The sequence below is a fragment of the Paenibacillus sp. 276b genome (assembly GCF_900107875.1).
Taxonomy (GTDB): Bacteria; Bacillota; Bacilli; order Paenibacillales; family Paenibacillaceae; genus Paenibacillus; species Paenibacillus marchantiae.
The window spans coordinates 15590-33382 of the sequence record NZ_FNRR01000012.1; the positions used below are offsets into that span (position 1 = coordinate 15590).

Below are 17793 nucleotides of genomic sequence, written 5' to 3' on the forward strand. Positions count from 1 at the left end.
AGGCGCAGATTTCGCGATGATAGATAAAAGTTTATAGCAACTGATCTTGGGGAGGACCATTGAACATGGCTAAAGAAAAAATTGTACTCGCGTATTCAGGCGGGTTGGACACATCTGTAATTTTGAAATGGTTGAAAGAAACATATGATGCAGAGATTATCGCATTTACGGCGGATATTGGACAAAAGGATGAACTGGACGGCCTTGAGGAAAAAGCTCTCGCTACAGGCGCTTCCAAAGTGTACATTGATGATCTGCGTGACGAGTTCGCCAAAGATTTCATCTATCCAATGTTCCAAGCTGGTGCCCTTTATGAAGGACAGTATCTGCTTGGCACAAGTATCGCACGTCCACTGATCGCTAAACGTATGGTGGATATCGCTCGTGCAGAAGGCGCTACAGCAATTGCTCACGGCGCTACGGGTAAAGGGAATGACCAGGTTCGTTTTGAGTTGAACGCAGCTGCGTTGACACCAGACATCCAAGTCATCGCGCCTTGGCGCCTGGAAGAATTCCGCAATCAGTTCCCTGGACGTGCCGAGATGATCGCTTACGCAGAAAAACACGGCATTCCGGTAACCGCATCGGCGGCTAAACCATACTCCACAGACCGTAACCTGCTGCATATCAGCTATGAGAGTGGCGTGCTCGAAGATCCTTGGTTCGATCCAAGTGCGGACGAGAACAAAGACATGTTCCTGCTTAGCAGTGCACCTGAAGATGCGCCGGATCAAGCGGAATATGTTGAACTTGAATTCGAACAAGGTGACTGTGTTGCACTGAATGGTGAGCGCCTGAGCCCACTGCAAGTGATGGAGCAACTGAATGAGCTGGGTGGCAAACATGGTATCGGTCGTGTGGACATGGTAGAGAACCGCTTCGTCGGCATGAAGAGCCGTGGTGTATACGAGACACCAGGTGGAACAATTCTGTTCACGGCGCACCGCAAAATGGAATCCATCACGATGGACCGTGAAGTCATGAACCTGCGTGATAGCCTAATCACACGTTACAGCACACTCGTTTACAACGGCTTCTGGTTCGCACCGGAACGTCTGGCGCTGCAAGCGCTGGTGACCGAAAGCCAGAAAAATGTAACAGGTACCGTTCGAGTGAAACTGTATAAAGGCAACATCATCGGCGCAGGTGTGAAAAGCCCTGTCAGCCTGTACAACCCTGACATTGCCACGATGGAAGCTGATCCAACACAAGCCTACGATCAAGGAGATGCAACGGGCTTTATCCGCCTGAATGCATTACGTTTGAAAGTAAATTCCGGTGTGGAACAAAACAAAAACTAATTTTTCATTATGCATATAAAGCATCACGATAATAACTGACAAGGCGGGCCGTTCTTGCACATCTGGCAGGAGCGGCTTTGTCCATGAGCGAAAGGGGAGTACTCACTGTGAGCAAGCTGTGGGGAGGACGTTTTACCAAACAAACCAATCACCTGGTTGAGGAATATACAGCGTCAATCAACTTTGACAAAGCGTTGGCAGAGGAAGATATTCAAGGAAGTCTGGCTCATGTCACGATGCTGGGCAAATGTGGAATTCTGCCAGCAGAGGATGTAGAAACGATTAAGGAAGGTTTAATCACTGTTCTGCATAAAATCCGTGCAGGCGAAGTGGAATTTTCCGTATCGGATGAAGACATCCACATGAATATTGAGAAAAACCTGATCGATACCATCGGCCCTGTAGGCGGCAAATTACATACAGGACGCAGCCGGAATGACCAAGTGGCAACCGATATGCACTTGTACTTGCGTGAGCGCGTAGTTGGATTTGTTGGCATGCTGCATTCGTTGCAGGAAGCGCTGATCGGACAAGCCAAAGATAATCTTGATACGATTGTACCGGGATATACGCATCTTCAACGTGCACAACCGATTCTGTTCGCTCATCACCTGATGGCGTATGTATCGATGTTCCAACGGGATGCAGAGCGTCTTATGGACAGCTACAAACGCATTAACGTTTTGCCACTGGGTGCAGGTGCGCTTGCAGGCACAACGTTCCCAATTGACCGTCATTTTGTGGCGGAACAACTGGGCTTCGATGGTGTATATGAGAACAGTCTGGACGCGGTCAGCGACCGTGACTTTATCGTAGAGTTCCTGGCAGCCGCTTCACTGATCATGACTCACTTGTCCCGTCTGAGCGAAGAGTTGGTACTTTGGAGCAGCACGGAGTTTGGATTTGTTGAATTGGATGATGCATTCTGCACGGGCAGCAGCATTATGCCACAGAAGAAAAATCCGGACGTTCCGGAACTCGTTCGTGGTAAAACAGGACGTGTGTACGGCAACCTGATCGGTTTGCTGACAGTGCTGAAATCTCTGCCGCTCGCTTACAACAAAGACATGCAGGAAGACAAGGAAGGCATGTTTGACACGGTAGCGACGCTTGAAGGTGCACTTCAATTGTTCGCTCCGATGATTGCAACGATGACGGTCAACAAGGGTCGGATGCGTCAAGCAGTCAATCAGGATTTCTCCAACGCTACAGATATTGCGGACTTCCTCGTGGGCGAAGGTTTGCCATTCCGCCAAGCGCATGAAGTTATCGGTAAGACGGTATTGTATTGTATCCAGAACGGTAAGTATCTGTTGGATCTGACCATCGATGAATTCCGTCAGTTCTCTCCGTTGTTCGATGAGCGTATTTACGACGTGCTGCAACCAGAAGCGGTTGTAAATGCTCGTAATGTTTACGGCGGAACAGCTTCCAATCAGGTGGCTGAGGCGATTGGACGGAGTGAAAAGGTGTTGGAAATTACAGAGCAATGGATCACCAATCGGGGATAATGCCACAGTTACTAGAATGAAATAAAGATATACAACGCAAAAGCAGGCCGAGAATTTCTTCTCAAGGCCTGCTTTTTTGTGTGTTACAACGATCTAGAATGTTCAACTCAACATTTACACGATAACAGCGATCGGAAGGTTGTTCTGTCATTGGAGTGCCAGTGTTCGCTATTCACGTTCACGCAAAGGCAACCATTTCAGCACATTCTGGATCTTCTCGTCCCAATATCCCCAGTCATGTCCACCGGGTTCTTCCTCGTACGTCAGTTGGAAATCGGTCTGTGCACAAGCTTGACGGAACGATTGATTCTCTTCATACAGGAAATCTTCTGTCCCACAGCATTGGTAGAGCAAAGGTTTTGGGCCCTGAATTGCTTTGCTTTCTTCGAGCAGATGCAGCAAGTCATTCTCCGAACCTTTAATCTCTGCTCCGAAAATCCGCTTGAATTCAGCATCACTTAATGCCTTAACAATTCGGTTATCCATATGCGCTACCATGTCGAGTGCTCCGGACAAACTTGCCGCAGCGGCGTATTGCTCCGGTTTGTGAAGTGCCAGCTTGAATGCCCCGTAGCCACCCATGGACAATCCGGCAACAAAGTTATCCTCACGTTTGTGTGATAGCGGGAAAAAGGAACGTGCAAGTGCAGGCAGCTCTTCACTGATGAATGTCCAGTAGCGTCCACCTTCCGCCATATCCGTATAGAAGCTGCGATGGACCTGAGGCATTACAACAGCAATACCAAGGTCCGCAACATATCGTTCGATGGATGTACGACGCAGCCAGATGGAGTCATCATCCGATAGGCCGTGCAGCAGATACAGCGTGGGATGTAACCCTTGGCCGGATACGTTCTCCATGCCAATCTGATTGTGGGTCTGTTGTGGAAGAATAACATGCATACTGGTGCTTAGACCAAGCGTGTCGGAGTAAAAGTCACATTTAATAAGTGCCATATATAGGAGAAACCCCTTTCATAAGTCCATTAACGATGTGTTCTGACCCGATTCAATAGGATGGGATCTGAATCCATAATGGTTCCATAGTATCTATAATAAACAGGTTATACGCAAAGTCTTTTCATTGCAATAATAAGAAATTCACCACTAGTTATTCATCTTCTTTACAGCGTAACAATGTTATGTTACACTCTTTTCAACACAAAGGGGGACCATATATGACGGATGATTTGATCTCCAAAAAAGATTTGCTGGACCTGACGGGTATCTCCTACGGCCAGTTGTACCGCTGGAAACGGAAGAATCTCATTCCGGAGGAATGGTTTATTCGGAAGTCGTCCTATACGGGACAAGAAACTTTTTTTCCAAAACAACAGATTTTACTGCGGATTGACAAGATTCTCAATATGAAAGACGGCTTGTCACTGGATGAACTGGCAGACGTGTTTTCACCAACGCTGGGTGAAGTGGAAATGTCCGCTCAGGAGCTGTTAGAGCGAAACATTGTTTCGAACATTTCGCTTGAGCTGTTGAAAGAAGCGGGTCGGGAGCGGCCGCTGTATGCTTTGGAGCAGATCATGATGCTTTATGTACTCGATAAGCTGCTAATGAGCGGAGATATTACCCGGCAGGAGGGTACGCTGCTAATCGATGTCATGTCCGAGCATTATTATCGTTTCACAGGCAAACCAAGCGAGCTGGTGCTTATTCGCAAGATGGGTGTCCCTTCATTCATGCTGGTAACAGCAGGAACAGAGCTTTATTTTGATAATGGTGTGAAGGTCGTTCTCAGGCAGTCGATGGGGACGTTCATGGAAGAGTTAAAACTCAAATTGGGATAAGGAGAGGATCATATATGGAGGAACGTAATTTGCGCAATGATCTGAACGTAGCGGGCATGAGCCAAACGGCAGGCGGGAATTTTCACCGGGTATCTATCGATGGCATGGCTAAAGTAAACGGTAACCTGGACTGTACCTCCATGAATGTGAATGGAACATTGAAGATGCACGGTGCTTTGAGCTCAGAGAGTGCAACGATCAACGGCATGTGCACGCTGAACGGCCCCTTGATTAGTTCTCGTGTTCGTGTGGATGGCTTAACAACCATTAACGGAGACCTCCGAAGCCCTGAGCTTGAAGTCAACGGGAAGTGTACTGTTCGCGGACGGGTAGATGGGGAACGCATCGATATTGGTGGCGTGATTGATATTGAGGGCGATGTACAATGTGAGTCTTTGAACGTACAGGGCAATATTAAAATTAGTGGCTTTCTGAATGCGGGAACGGTAGAGATCAGGCTGCATACATCTTCTTCGGCGAGAGAGATTGGCGGGGAACGCATTGATATTCGGCGTAAGGAACAGACTGGTTTTTGGAAAAGTATTGGCCTAGGCGGTACTCCGTCCTTCAAGTCATCCTTGATTGAGGGGGATGAAATCGTGCTGGAAGATACCGAGGCTGATATTGTTCGTGGTAGCAAGGTTCATATCGGTCGTGGCTGTAACATCAGGTTGGTCGAATATTCGGGTGAACTAGAGGTTGATCCAGATGCCAAGGTGGGCAGCAGTCAGCGGATTTAAATTTTGATATGAAAAGAAAGGGATGTGATGGATTTGAATAACCATTTTGCTGGTTCATTGGATAAAAAACATGACATTAGCATCATCGGCGACGGCAGTTCTTCTGGCGGTGTGTACGGCAAGGTCAAGGTAGTGGGGGATTCCTCATTTAATGATAATCTGATCTGTGATCAATTCAAATGCACTGGCACATCCGTCATATACGGATCTCTGGAATCAACGGATATCAAAATTACGGGAACCCTTACCCTGAAAGAGCGGGCTGCTGCCCGCGACGAAGATCAGGAGGGCAATTATACTTCTAACCTGTATGCAAAAGCTGAACATATGAAAGTAGTAGGCGAGCTTCATGTGTCAGGCGATTGTCAGGTGGAGAATATGAAGTTGAATGGCCGTTTTACGATAACGGGTATGCTCAGTGCCGAAAGTATGACACTTAAAATTATGGGTCCATCCGAGGTCAAGGAAATGGGCGGTTCCATCATATCAGTAAAGAATTCGCGGGGAAAACTGCTGGAGGGTTTGTTCACTGGTAACAAGTCTATTCTCAAGGCCAATCTAATCGAAGGCGACGAAATTGAACTTGAGAACACGGAGGCCGAGGTTGTACGAGGAGATAAAATAAAAATTGGCCCTGGGTGCCGAATTGGTACTGTGGAATACCGCTCTTCTCTGCAAATTCATCCGCAATCGGAAGTTTTGGTGCAAAGCAATCGGTCCTTGGACTGATTATCCGCCGTAACTTTTCGGATATACTAATTCAGTCATATGAATCGGATGTGAATGGGAGAGATTGAGTAGAATGGCTACACGTAAAAATAATATTGGATTGGTGCTGGCAGGGTTACTGCTAAGCATACTGATGGCTTCGATGGACAATACCATCGTGGCAACAGCTATGGGCGACATTGTCGGGAAGCTAGGTGGGCTCGACAAGTTCGTATGGGTGACCTCCGCTTACATGGTGGCCGAGATGGCCGGTATGCCAATATTTGGTAAGTTATCCGACATGTACGGACGGAAGAAGTTTTTTGTTTTCGGAATACTGGTATTTATGCTCGGATCCGCATTATGTGGAACGGCAACATCAATCGTTGAGCTGACGATGTACAGAGCTATTCAAGGTATTGGTGCAGGTGCTCTGGTGCCGATTGCCTTTACGATCATGTTTGATGTGGTCGCACCGGAATCACGGGGTAAATTGGGCGGTTTGTTCGGAGCTGTGTTTGGTTTATCCAGCGTATTTGGTCCGCTGCTGGGTGCTTACATCACGCAGTATGCGACATGGGAATGGGTATTTTATATCAACCTGCCGCTTGGTTTGATTGCGTTTGTGTTTATTGCATTTTTCTACAAGGAATCTCATCAGCATCAATCCCAACAGATTGACTGGCTGGGTGCTATCACACTGATTGGTGCGGTAGTCTGTCTCATCTTCGGGCTTGAACTGGGTGGCAAAACGTATGCCTGGGGCTCATGGCAGATCCTTGGTTTGTTTGCCGGATTCGTGGTGCTAGCGCTGCTCTTCCTGTTTGCAGAAACGAGAGCCAAGGAGCCCATTATCTCCTTCGGCATGTTCCGCAATCGGGTGTACTGGTCCAGTAACGTTATTGGCATGTTCAGTGGTGCGGCGTTTATTACCGCATCCGTGTACATTCCCATCTTCATCCAGGGGGTACTCGGTGGCAAAGCGACCAACTCTGGTCTCGTGTTATTGCCCATGATGTTGGGGTCCGTTGTGACGGCTTCCATGGGTGGGGTACTGATGACCAAAATCAAGTATCGCAACATTATGATTCCTACACTGGCCTTGCTTGTGGTTGGTCTTGGATTGCTGACGACACTGGATGAAACTTCATCTCTATGGACGATACGTATATTCATGGTGATGATTGGTCTCGGTGTAGGGGCGTCGTTCTCGGTACTCAGCAATGCAGCCATGAACGCGTTTGAACCGCAACGACGCGGAGCGGCAAGCTCCACACTTAACTTCCTGCGTTCACTTGGGATGACGATGGGCATTACGATCTTTGGTATCGTGCAGAGCCAGGTATTTACGCGCAAAATGAATGATGCCCTCGCCGGATCAGCGGCGGAAGCAGGGGGCGCTGGTGCTCCTGCAGGCGGCGTGCCTCAGGGAGTGGATCTAAGTGATCCACATGCGCTGCTATCGCCAGAGCTGAGAAAAGCGATTCCGCCTCAGGTGCTGGATACCATTACGCATGCGTTGTCTTCATCCATCGTGCAGCTCTTTGCCTGGGCTGCGATCCCGGCTGCACTCGCGTTGATTGCTGCTTTCTTCATGGGTAATGAGAAGATGGTTATCGGTGAGGAGCAGAAAGAGTACACAGGCGGACATTAAAAGGTTTCAGTCTAATCAATACACAATATGTATCTGTAAAACAAACGAAAGACACATCTCTCGAGGGACCCCGAATGGGGAACAGGAGATGTGTCTTTTTCTATTTGTAATTCGTTTGCTGAGTTGAGCCTATCCTATCCATGTGCACGCATGTGAAAAAAAAGATTAAGGCTGCTTCGTGTCGCTGATGCCATCCTCTACAACTGATGGCTCTTTGGGATCAGGCAGGTTAGTATGACCAGAGCGGGCAATCAGGCGATTCTGGGCTTTGTATGTGTCACGTGTAATGGTTTTGGATTCGACAATTTTACCATTTACCTTTTTGGTGCGCAGCGTCTCCACAATATATCCGGGTTGACCGTTTTGGAGCACCTGTTGAGCGCCGTCAGGCAGCACATTACTCGATACATATTTGACGGGAGCACTTAATGTCTCAATTGTACGGGATTCCAGGGCATAACTGACGTTCTCCGGGAAGGTCCCGAAAAATTTGACGGTTAAGCTTCCACCTTCCACTTTGGCATGAATGAGCAGAGACTTGCCGGTATTGTTTTTGAACCGAAAATTGATGGAACCTGAGGCGAACGTGGCATCCAGCCCCTTCGGCAAATATTTGACGGGCAGGGAGTGGTTGCGGCGTTCTACAATGTCCAGTCCGGTCAACAGGGCTGCGTTGTAAACGGTGCTTGATACCTGGCAGATGCCGCCTCCAATGCCGGGGGTCAGTTGCCCATTCACGATAACCGGGGCTTCCCGGAAACCATAGTCTTCCTCTGCCTTCCTAATGACCTTCTCATAATCAAAAGTACCATTTGGCGGCAAAATCATGCCGTTAACGGCTTGCGCTGCTGCGCTGACGTTATGTATCCGGCCTGCACTGCTGTTTCCAAGGCCAGTGGAGAACTGAATGATCTTCCGGTCAATTCCCTCTTGGCGCAGCGAATCGAGAGTCACTTCGGGTTGCAGTGTATACAACGGCAGCTGAATCAACAGCGGGTTGGGCTTCGCATCATGGTCCAGTGGAGCGAAATCCCGGTGCAGCTTAGCCTGCATCTGGCTCGCGAGTTCATCCCAGGCGATCCGGCGGACGCCTTTTTCCGGGATGTACTGGACCTTGTCACTTGCGGTAATGCGGCGAACAGCGTTCGCGGGTGTACCGAAGGTTTCCTTTTCCCAGGCAGGGGTAAGTTGCTCTTTCAACGATTTTGAATTGTAAGTCAGCTTCAGAGACCACTCCTTGATGAAATGATATCGGGCATACGCGCGCTCCCACAGATTGCCTTCATCCAATTGCTGCACAGCTGTCCGGAAGTCATCAGCACTGTAGCTTGCGCCTGTCTGGGCGGCGGTGAACATCATTGTTTTTGGTGTAGGATCGTCAACCTCCAGGGTGATCGGCCATGCTTCCATTTGTTTTAATCGTTCATCCAGTGCCGGTAGAACTTCCTTGCGATTCACGCCCTCAACCGACCACTCCGCAACACGTACCCCTTCCGGTAGGGCGGGTTGGTTCACGTACATATACAGCAATCCATAGGACGCGGAACCGAGTAATAGGATGGAGAACAGTGCAATGACCATCAAATGTATTTTTTTCATATCCGTACGCTCCTTTGTACTTCTGTTGTTCCGCATTTCGTAACACTTTCCATATATATGATCCAATGATGGAAAACTTTCGGGTACTCAATAGGTAACAAATTTGTTACAATAAAATTCATATGAATCCATGCTTCACCATCGAAAAAGGGGCGAAATGGATTTTCCCTGATGAAATTCAGGTCTTTTTAAAGGAAATGCCAAGATTGTGTCGAAATGATAATGGCTAACTATGCAACGGGAAGTGATGATGTGATAGAAATGCAGGACGTGTGGAAGACCTACGCCAATGGTACCCACGCATTACAAGGGGTGTCGGTGAAGATCGACCGCAATGAATTTGTCTATATCGTCGGTCCGTCCGGCGCAGGCAAATCGACATTTATGAAATTGATGTACAGGGAAGAAGTTCCGACCAAAGGACAAATATCCATTAACGGATTTAATATCGGAAAGTTAAAGCCACGCAAAATTCCTTACGTACGCCGGAATATCGGCGTTGTGTTCCAGGATTTCAGGTTGCTGCCACGCATGACGGCATTTGAGAATGTGGCATTTGCCATGGAAGTTATTGAAGCACCGAAGCGTCACATTAAGAAACGAGTGATGGAAGTGCTTGATCTGGTTGGATTGCGCAGCAAGGCGAATCGTGAACCTTCACAGTTGTCGGGTGGGGAACAGCAGCGTATTGCCATCGCACGTGCCATCGTGAACAATCCGTCTGTTATTATTGCGGACGAGCCTACGGGCAACCTTGATCCGGAGACGTCATGGGGCATTATGCAACTGCTGGATGAAATTAATTTCCGCGGGACAACCATTGTCATGGCAACCCACAACAAGGATATCGTTAATACGATGCGTAAACGGGTTATTGCGATTGAACGGGGACAGATTGTACGGGATCAGATGAGAGGGGAATACGGTTATGAATTTTAGTACTCTCTTGCGCCATTTACGGGAGGGATTCAAGAACGTATTCCGCAACGGCTGGATGTCCGTGGCCTCCATCATGTCCATTATCGTGTCTCTGCTCATTCTGGGCGTGTTCATGCTGCTGGTGCTCAATGTGAATTCCATGGCCAACCAGGTGGACAGTCAGGTCGAGATCAGTACGTTTCTTGAGCTGAACGTGGATGAGAACCTGCGTAACACGCTGGAGCAGGAAATCAGTGCGATGCCTGAAGTCAGTGAAATTCGTTTTGTCTCCAAAGAAGAGGGACTCAAAGAGTTCCGTGAACGTCTCGGAGAAAGTGCAGACAATGTGCTAAGCGGTTTCGATGTGGATAACAATCCACTGCCGGAGACCATTGAAGTAGAGGTTATTGAACCGGAAACCGTCACTTTTGTGGCGCAAAAAATCGAAGCATTGAACGATAAACACCCGGAGAAGCCGATCATGAAAGTGAACTACGGCAAGGAAACAGTGGAAGTGTTGTTCAAATTTACGAAGCTTGTCCGGAATATCGGATTTATTTTTGTTGGGGGACTGGGATTAATGTCCATGTTCCTGATCTCGAATACGATTCGCGTAACGATTCTGGCCCGGCGCCGGGAGATCGGTATTATGAAACTGGTTGGAGCAACCAACACGTTCATTCGCTGGCCTTTCTTTGTCGAAGGGGCATTGATTGGATTGATCGGTTCGGCGATTACGGTAGCGGTACTGTTCTTCGGTTACAGCCGCCTGATGGCCACAATCGGTCAGGATGTATTCATGCAGATGCTTAATTTGATTCCACTCGGTGATATTTGGCTGTTGTTTGGAACATTGTTGATCGGACTGGGTGTGCTGGTTGGTATTTTGGGAAGTACATTGTCCATCCGTAAGTCTCTTAACGTTTAATCGAAAAAGAATGGCAAAGCAGGTTCATATATGAACGCTGTTTGACGATATGTAGTAAAGACGGAGTCTTTAGTGTAAAGAAAGCAAAGAACATGCTGTTCACCACCTGTGCAGGTTGCTTTCTTGTGAATTCATAGGATGGGGGATCACATTTTGAAAAAAACAGCTTCGCTACTGGCTCTAACGTTATTGGCCAGTTTGACGCTTCAACCTTCTGACGGATATGCCAAGAGTAGCATTAGCGACATTGATCAGCAGATTCAGCAACTGGAGAGCAAGGCGGCTTCGGCCAAAAAAGAGCAGCAAAAGGCTGCCAGCAACAAAAAGGAAGCCCAGCATTACAAGAACAAGACCAATGCTTACTTGAAAGTCGTCATGGAGCAGATCAATGTGGTTAGTGATGAGCTGGCAAACGTATCCTTGCAGATTGAAAATACGGAAGAGGATCTCCGGACAACGAAAAAAGATCTGCAAGCTGCAGAAGAACGTATCGTTGCAAGAGAGAAATTACTTGAATCACGTGTACGGCTGATGTATACAGATGGTGCCGTTTCTTATCTCGATGTGTTGTTAACTTCCACAAGCTTCACTGATTTCCTGACTCGTGCCGATTCACTGAAAACGATTGTGGATCAGGATCAGCATCTGCTGGATGAACACAAAAAGGACAAGCAGCTCGTCGTGGACAAAAAAGCAGAACTCGATGTGCAATATGCAGAAGCCAAGAGTCTGTATGCGCAGAAGAAACAGCGTAAGTCCCAATTGAATGAGAAGGAACAGGAGAAGCAAGTGCTTCTCGCTTCCTATGATGCTAAAATTGAAGAGTCTGAAGAGCTGACGCAAGAACAGGAAGATGTATTGATGCAGATTGCCAGCAAGCGTTCGGCCCTTCTGCAAGAGAAAAATAAATTGCGTGAGCAACAAGCGGCGGCGGCCGCCAAAGCAAAAGCAGCAGCTGCTGCACGTGCCGCGGCTGCTGCGAAGGCGCCGACCAAGGTCAGCTCCAACAGCAGTAGTAGCACATACTCCAGTGGTAACGGCATCTTTGGGATGCCAGTATCAGGTGCGCGTGTATCTTCCGGTTTTGGGCCTCGTATTCACCCGATCACGGGCGAAGTAGGTAAAATGCATGCAGGTGTAGACTTTGCTGTTGCTCAAGGAACGTCCGTTCATGCCGCTTCAGGCGGGATCGTCATCATGGCTGAATGGTATAGTGGATATGGTTACACCATCATTGTTGACCACGGAGGCGGATTATGGACGCTATACGGTCATTTACGTGAAGGCGGATTTAAGGTTAGCAAGGGTGACACGGTAAGCCGTGGCGATATAATTGCTGAATCAGGCAGTACAGGCAACTCCACTGGACCGCATTTGCATTTTGAAGTACGTGATAATGGAACAGCAGTGAATCCATTTAACTATTTGTAGTTTTTAGCCAACAGTTGGAATGGAACAAACATATTCCGTACAAGCTAGGCATATACTAAGCTGGCATGTTCAGGGAATGATTCACGGAACAATTGAATTTGACACGCTTCAATACTAAAGGCGGTGACAAACGGATGATGAAGAAAAGATCGGCCCTGCTGCTTGTCATTGTAGCCCTTCTCGGAGGCAGCCTGCTTACGCTGGTGCTGATGAGCTCTCCTGGCCTGGCACAGACGACACCTGGGGAAGGATTGCTCGCAAGCGTTACTGGCAGTTCGCAGCAGAAGAACGATTTGAAGAAGATTGAAACCGCGATGGATTTGATCTCAAGCAACTACTATAAAGACGTGGATCAAACCAAACTGATTGATGGTGCGATCAACGGCATGATGGAATCCCTTGGTGATCCGTACTCCAACTATATGGGGCAGGAAACAGCAGCCCAGTTCGAGGAGTCGATTGAAGGTTCATTTACCGGAATCGGCGCAGAGGTATCCTCACAGGACGGGAATGTCGTAGTGGTATCACCGATCAAAGGATCACCTGCCGAGAAAGCGGGTATTCGCGCGAAAGACATGATCATGTCCGTGAATGGTGAATCTCTGCAAGGTTTGGAACTGAACAAAGCCGTTAACAAAATCAGAGGTCCAAAAGGCAGTGAAGCGAAGGTACAGGTTAAACGTGCCGGATCTTCCGAACTGATTGACTTTGTCATTGTACGTGATGACATTGATCTGGAGACGGTGTACGCCCACATGGAGGATAACGGTGTTGGTGTTATTACGATCACCCAATTCTCGCTGAACACAGGAGATCGCTTCAAAGAAGAACTGGCGAAGCTGGAGAAGCAGAACATGAAGGGCCTGATCATTGATGTTCGTAATGACCCGGGTGGTGTTTTGCAGGTCGTTATTGATATTGCAGAGCAATTTGTTCCGAAAGGCAAAGTTATTGTTCAAGTCGAAGACAAGAACGGTAAAAAGGAACAAAGCAAATCGAACGGATCAGGTAAATCGTACCCAATTACGGTATTGATGAACAAAGGAAGCGCGAGTGCGTCGGAAATTTTGGCTGGTGCATTGCAACAGTCGGCAGGCGCAACGCTGGTTGGAGAAAACTCCTTTGGTAAAGGAACCGTACAAACGAGTTATGACAAGCAGATGGGTGATGGCAGTCTGCTGAAAATCACCATTGCGAAATGGCTGACTCCGAACGGAGACTGGATTCACGAAAAAGGGATCAAACCGGATATTGCGGTGAACCAGCCGGATTACTTCTCGGTGGCACCAATCAACAAAGAAAAATTACCTTTGAAATACGACAGCAATAGCACGGATGTGAAAAGTGCGCAGACGATGCTGAGAGGACTTGACTTTAAGCCGGATCGTGTAGATGGATACTATGACCAGAAGACAGAAGAAGCGGTCAAAGCATTCCAGAAACAAAAAGGCATTCAGGCAACTGGCCAGATTGATGAGAAAACCGCGGAATCACTGGAAGCGGCTCTGATTGAACGCATTGCCAATCCTCAATATGATGCACAGCTGAAGCGCGCGATCGAAAATGTCTCAAAGGATATTTCGTCCGCAGTGTCGAAGCCATAAAGAAGGCTGATTTTCAGCCTTCTTTTTTTCTGAACCGGCTGAAGGAGAGGGGTGACCGTCCACAATGGAATGGGCTTGGCCATGGTTGACCACATTAGGAGAAGCATTGTTGCAGTTGTTTATTCAGCCGTTTTATTATATTGCGGTAATCTTGATTGCTCTCGTTTATCATCGTCAACTCTTACAGGAACGTAAATTGTTCCACGTTCGTCTGCAAAGCTCGATCACACAGACCATTCGTGCAGTACTTGGAGGTATTGTGATTGGTGCAATGGTCTCAATCGTGTCGTTGTTTCTTGGGGCACATCTTACACTGAGCAGCCTGATCTGTATATGGGCAGCTACGTTATTTCTGGCATTATTCCGTATCCGATACTTATGTTTTGCTTATGCTGCAGGTTTGCTTGGCGTGTTGCAGTTTGGTTTAAATCTGGCTTCGGGCTGGCAGCCGGCAGGATGGATGGGAAGTGTCACTGAAGCATTACGTGCGCTGGATATGCCTGCACTTCTTGTGCTCGCAGCAGTATTACATATCGGTGAAGCACTGATGGTACGTATGCAAGGGGTATCCATGGCATCGCCTTTGCTCTTCGAAGGTAAACGCGGCAAGCTCGTTGGAGGATACCAGTTGCAGCATTTCTGGCCGATTCCGTTACTGATTCTTGTTCCAGTTACGGGCGGGGCCGAATTGCCATGGACCGCTTTGATCAGCGGAGGAAATGGCTACATGTTGGTTGCGCTACCGATTATGCTGGGATTCGGAGAAGTTACGCAAAGTATGCTCCCCGGGGAAAAAGTCCAGATTTCCGCAAAACGATTGCTGCTATATGGGACAGGGCTACTTGTGCTCAGTCTCTTGGCTGCATGGTGGTCTCCACTCATGGTTGTTGCAGCCTTGGCTGCTTTCATTGGGCATGAGTTCCTGGTGTGGTACAGTGGCTTCGAGGAGCAAAACCGCAGCCCGCTGTTTGTACACCCTGAGCACGGCCTGAAGGTACTGGGTGTCATTCCTGATAGTCCCGCAGAAGAACTGGGAATTGAAGCTGGGGAGACCTTGTACAAGGTGAATGGCGTATTGGTGCATTCGCCGGAGCAATTACATCGCGCTTTGCGTATGAATCCGGCCTTTTGTAAGCTGGAGGTACGCAATCATCAGGGTGAGAGCAAGTTCATGCAACGGGCGATCTATGAAGGAGAGCATCATCAGCTCGGGGTGCTCATGGCCCCGGACAATCATGAAGCCTGGGCGCTCCGCTTGCGTCCGCTAACTCTATTTCATATCGTAAGTCTCAAGTTGTTCGCACGACGTCGGAAAGATCAGCTTAATGTTGAGGCTCCACTAGCATTGCCACCCGCCCCGGCGGGGGAGCAAAGATCTGTAGAGATGTAATGAAGAAAGGGTATTTCCTCCGCCATATTAGGCGAGGGAAATACCCTTTTTGCTACTTTTTCAACATGAAAATGGCGATTTGAGTCCGGTCGCGCAAACTAAGCTTGCCGAGAATATCCGTAACATAGTTTTTGACCGTGCCTTCACTTAAAAATAGCTTCGCGGCAATTTCTTTATTGGACAGCCCTTCTGATATAGCCTCCGCAACAGCCAGTTCCATACGGGTTAGTCCGTAAGAGCCAATGGGTTCATGTGTCTGAGGCGCTGCAGTAGGACGAAGTAGACTCGCGAGCTTACGAGCAATATCAGGATGAATCAACATATCCCCGTTATGTACAGTCTTGATGCCCTGAATGATCCGGTCAGGTGGCACATTTTTGAGTAAATAACCGCTGGCTCCGTTTTGCAAAGCCTGGATAATATACTCATCATCGTCAAACGTAGTAAGCATCAGTACACGCACGTCAGGGAAACGTGTTTTAATGATTCGGGTACCTTCAACTCCGTCACAATCTGGCATGCGAATATCCATAAGTACAACGTCGGCAGGTGTTCCTGACTCCAACAGTTCCAAAGCTTCTCGTCCGTTTGAAGCTGTACCTGTAACGTTAATACCGGGATCGAGTCCAAGCAGGACTTTGAGACTTTCACGGATAAAGGAATCATCATCCGCAAGCATCAGCCGAATGGACTGAGGGTGAACAGAATGGCTCGAGTTATTTAATTCATTCAGGTCAGACATGAGCAAATCACTTCCTTTTTCAGATCAGTTCAGCTTTGTTTGCCATGGGTAGGCGTGTAATCACCGTATAGGGATAGTCCGACTTGATCTCAAGTTTCCCACCAACCAACTGTGTGCGTAGGCGCATTCCTTCGAGCCCCATGCCGAGTCCTGTAGACTCTATCTTTACGCCCGGGTTAGCACGAGATCTTTCATGTCTTGCTTTCGTTTGTTCCTTGGTGGAAAGGGTATGGATCTTCCCATCGTTGCTGATAGACATACAGATTTCTCTTTCTCCAAATTCCAGTTCCACTGTAATCGTAGTGGCATTTCCATGACGGAGGGCATTGGTCAGGGCCTCTTTTGCATTTTTATACAAAACGATTTGCATACTGGGATAGAGTACATGTGAATGCCCACGCACTTCGTAACGCGTTTTAACACCCGTTTCCCTTCCAACGTCTTCAAGCAGACGATCTAACGCGTAGGCATCGGATATATAAGAGTCAGGCCGCAATTTGTGAAGCGTGGTTCGCATGTCATCCATACTGGCGGCCAATTGATCCCGAATCTGTCTCACCATTTCCGTGCCCTGTTCTGGGTGTATAGGTAGGGTGAGGAGGGCTGCCTCAGACATCATTTTGGTGCGAATTAAGCGATGACCAATATCATCATGAAGCTGTCTGGATATCCGGGTACGTTCCTCAACCTGTGCCGCTCCTTCAAGTTGCTTCGTGAATTGCAGCAATTGTTCGCGTGCCTCCTGAAGCTCGTAATGTTTACTACGCAGCTCATCGTATACCTGTTCAAGCTGCCCACGGCTGCTGGCGCTTCTAGAACCCTGCCAAGAGAGTGTTGCGGTGATGAGCAGAAGCAAGTTACCTGCAACCCGAGCCATTGTCTCTTGGGTGAAGCTAAAAGGAATGGCCGTGTTGGTGTGAAGTGTAAGCCATGCATGAAGCTCCTGTGGTGGGGCGTAATACCAATGTAACGCGGTATTGCTGGCGATAAGCTGAATGGCGAGCATTAACCACCGTTGGGTCCTATCCAGTCTGTACATGTACACATAAAGCGCAGATAAGGAGAGGAAAAACATAAATGGGCCATATAGAGCGATCAGCCAGCAGCTGAAGAGGATTTCGGCCGCAAGCAGCAGACGCTGCATACCTGAACGGGAGAAGTCTTTCCACACCGCGAGTCCTAGGGCAATGATAATATACAGAGTATAGCTATCTTCTTTTTCCAGGGGTAGCACCAGAATGTACAGAACCGCAGGAACTATGAGTAAACCGTATTGTAGCAACCGCATCGGCATATGTCAGAGACATCCTTTATTTTAGAAGTGAAGGTATACCTTCCGGTTATGTATGTCGATTATATCATAGGCAGTTTTCCCATCCGAAGATGACTTAAGTCACCTTTGTTTCATGACCTTTCGTACCTTCGCAGAAGATCACAATTCGTTACAATACAGATATGAAAATCC

The 17793-nt window shown here is 48.0% G+C and carries 15 protein-coding genes; 11 read left to right on the forward strand and 4 right to left on the reverse strand.

Annotated features, from left to right (window positions below):
• Positions 1-65: 65 nt before the first annotated feature.
• Together BLV50_RS30885 and argH are read left to right on the forward strand one after the other, a co-directional pair.
• Positions 66-1301, forward strand: coding sequence for an argininosuccinate synthase (locus BLV50_RS30885; protein ID WP_063567516.1), 1236 nt, complete (start codon positions 66-68; stop codon positions 1299-1301).
• Between the two features lie 107 nt (positions 1302-1408).
• A complete protein-coding gene (argH, locus tag BLV50_RS30890; RefSeq protein ID WP_053779582.1) occupies positions 1409-2812 on the forward strand; it encodes an argininosuccinate lyase in 1404 nt (467 codons plus the stop codon).
• 168 nt (positions 2813-2980) lie between these two features.
• On the opposite strand, the gene BLV50_RS30895 is transcribed toward argH, so the two are convergent.
• Positions 2981-3769, reverse strand: a complete 789-nt coding sequence (locus tag BLV50_RS30895) for an alpha/beta hydrolase (protein ID WP_090811885.1) — start codon at positions 3767-3769, stop codon at positions 2981-2983.
• 221 nt (positions 3770-3990) lie between these two features.
• Between BLV50_RS30895 and BLV50_RS30900 the strand changes: the two genes are divergently transcribed.
• The 4 genes from BLV50_RS30900 (at position 3991) to BLV50_RS30915 (ending at position 7716) form a co-directional block, all read left to right on the forward strand.
• Positions 3991-4614 carry a YhbD family protein gene (locus tag BLV50_RS30900; RefSeq protein WP_090811888.1) on the forward strand — a complete coding sequence of 208 codons (624 nt, stop codon included), beginning with the start codon at positions 3991-3993 and terminating at the stop codon, positions 4612-4614.
• Between the two features lie 14 nt (positions 4615-4628).
• The gene (locus BLV50_RS30905) at positions 4629-5354 is read left to right on the forward strand and encodes a polymer-forming cytoskeletal protein (RefSeq protein WP_063567513.1); all 726 of its coding nucleotides are present in this window, start codon (positions 4629-4631) and stop codon (positions 5352-5354) included.
• A 33-nt stretch (positions 5355-5387) separates the two neighbouring features.
• On the forward strand, positions 5388-6083 hold the full coding sequence (locus BLV50_RS30910; RefSeq protein WP_143038172.1) for a hypothetical protein: 696 nt from the start codon (positions 5388-5390) through the stop codon (positions 6081-6083).
• 73 nt (positions 6084-6156) lie between these two features.
• Positions 6157-7716, forward strand: a complete 1560-nt coding sequence (locus tag BLV50_RS30915) for an MDR family MFS transporter (RefSeq protein WP_063567511.1) — start codon at positions 6157-6159, stop codon at positions 7714-7716.
• A 165-nt stretch (positions 7717-7881) separates the two neighbouring features.
• Here BLV50_RS30915 and BLV50_RS30920 read toward each other — a convergent pair whose 3' ends face one another.
• A complete protein-coding gene (locus BLV50_RS30920; protein WP_090811890.1) occupies positions 7882-9315 on the reverse strand; it encodes a VanW family protein in 1434 nt (477 codons plus the stop codon).
• A 252-nt stretch (positions 9316-9567) separates the two neighbouring features.
• Here BLV50_RS30920 and ftsE point away from each other — a divergent pair, with 252 nt between their 5' ends.
• The 5 genes from ftsE to BLV50_RS30945 all read left to right on the forward strand — a co-directional run bounded on the left by ftsE (position 9568) and on the right by BLV50_RS30945 (position 15586).
• Positions 9568-10254, forward strand: coding sequence for a cell division ATP-binding protein FtsE (gene ftsE, locus BLV50_RS30925; RefSeq protein WP_024631580.1), 687 nt, complete (start codon positions 9568-9570; stop codon positions 10252-10254).
• Positions 10244-11161: a permease-like cell division protein FtsX gene (gene ftsX, locus BLV50_RS30930; RefSeq protein WP_063567509.1), complete on the forward strand. Its 918-nt coding sequence runs from the start codon at positions 10244-10246 to the stop codon at positions 11159-11161. Before ftsE ends, ftsX begins: the two co-directional genes overlap by 11 nt.
• 153 nt (positions 11162-11314) lie before the next feature.
• Positions 11315-12592, forward strand: a complete 1278-nt coding sequence (locus BLV50_RS30935) for a murein hydrolase activator EnvC family protein (protein ID WP_090811892.1) — start codon at positions 11315-11317, stop codon at positions 12590-12592.
• A 134-nt stretch (positions 12593-12726) separates the two neighbouring features.
• Positions 12727-14196 (forward strand): S41 family peptidase, encoded by a 1470-nt coding sequence (locus BLV50_RS30940; RefSeq protein ID WP_063567507.1) that lies wholly within the window; start codon positions 12727-12729, stop codon positions 14194-14196.
• Between the two features lie 64 nt (positions 14197-14260).
• On the forward strand, positions 14261-15586 hold the full coding sequence (locus BLV50_RS30945; RefSeq protein ID WP_072733573.1) for a PDZ domain-containing protein: 1326 nt from the start codon (positions 14261-14263) through the stop codon (positions 15584-15586).
• Between the two features lie 52 nt (positions 15587-15638).
• Here the strand turns inward: BLV50_RS30945 and BLV50_RS30950 are convergent, their stop codons facing one another.
• Both BLV50_RS30950 and BLV50_RS30955 read right to left on the reverse strand, forming a co-directional pair.
• Positions 15639-16328, reverse strand: coding sequence for a response regulator transcription factor (locus tag BLV50_RS30950; RefSeq protein ID WP_090811894.1), 690 nt, complete (start codon positions 16326-16328; stop codon positions 15639-15641).
• A 19-nt stretch (positions 16329-16347) separates the two neighbouring features.
• Positions 16348-17622 carry a sensor histidine kinase gene (locus tag BLV50_RS30955; protein WP_090811896.1) on the reverse strand — a complete coding sequence of 425 codons (1275 nt, stop codon included), beginning with the start codon at positions 17620-17622 and terminating at the stop codon, positions 16348-16350.
• Positions 17623-17793: the final 171 nt, after the last annotated feature.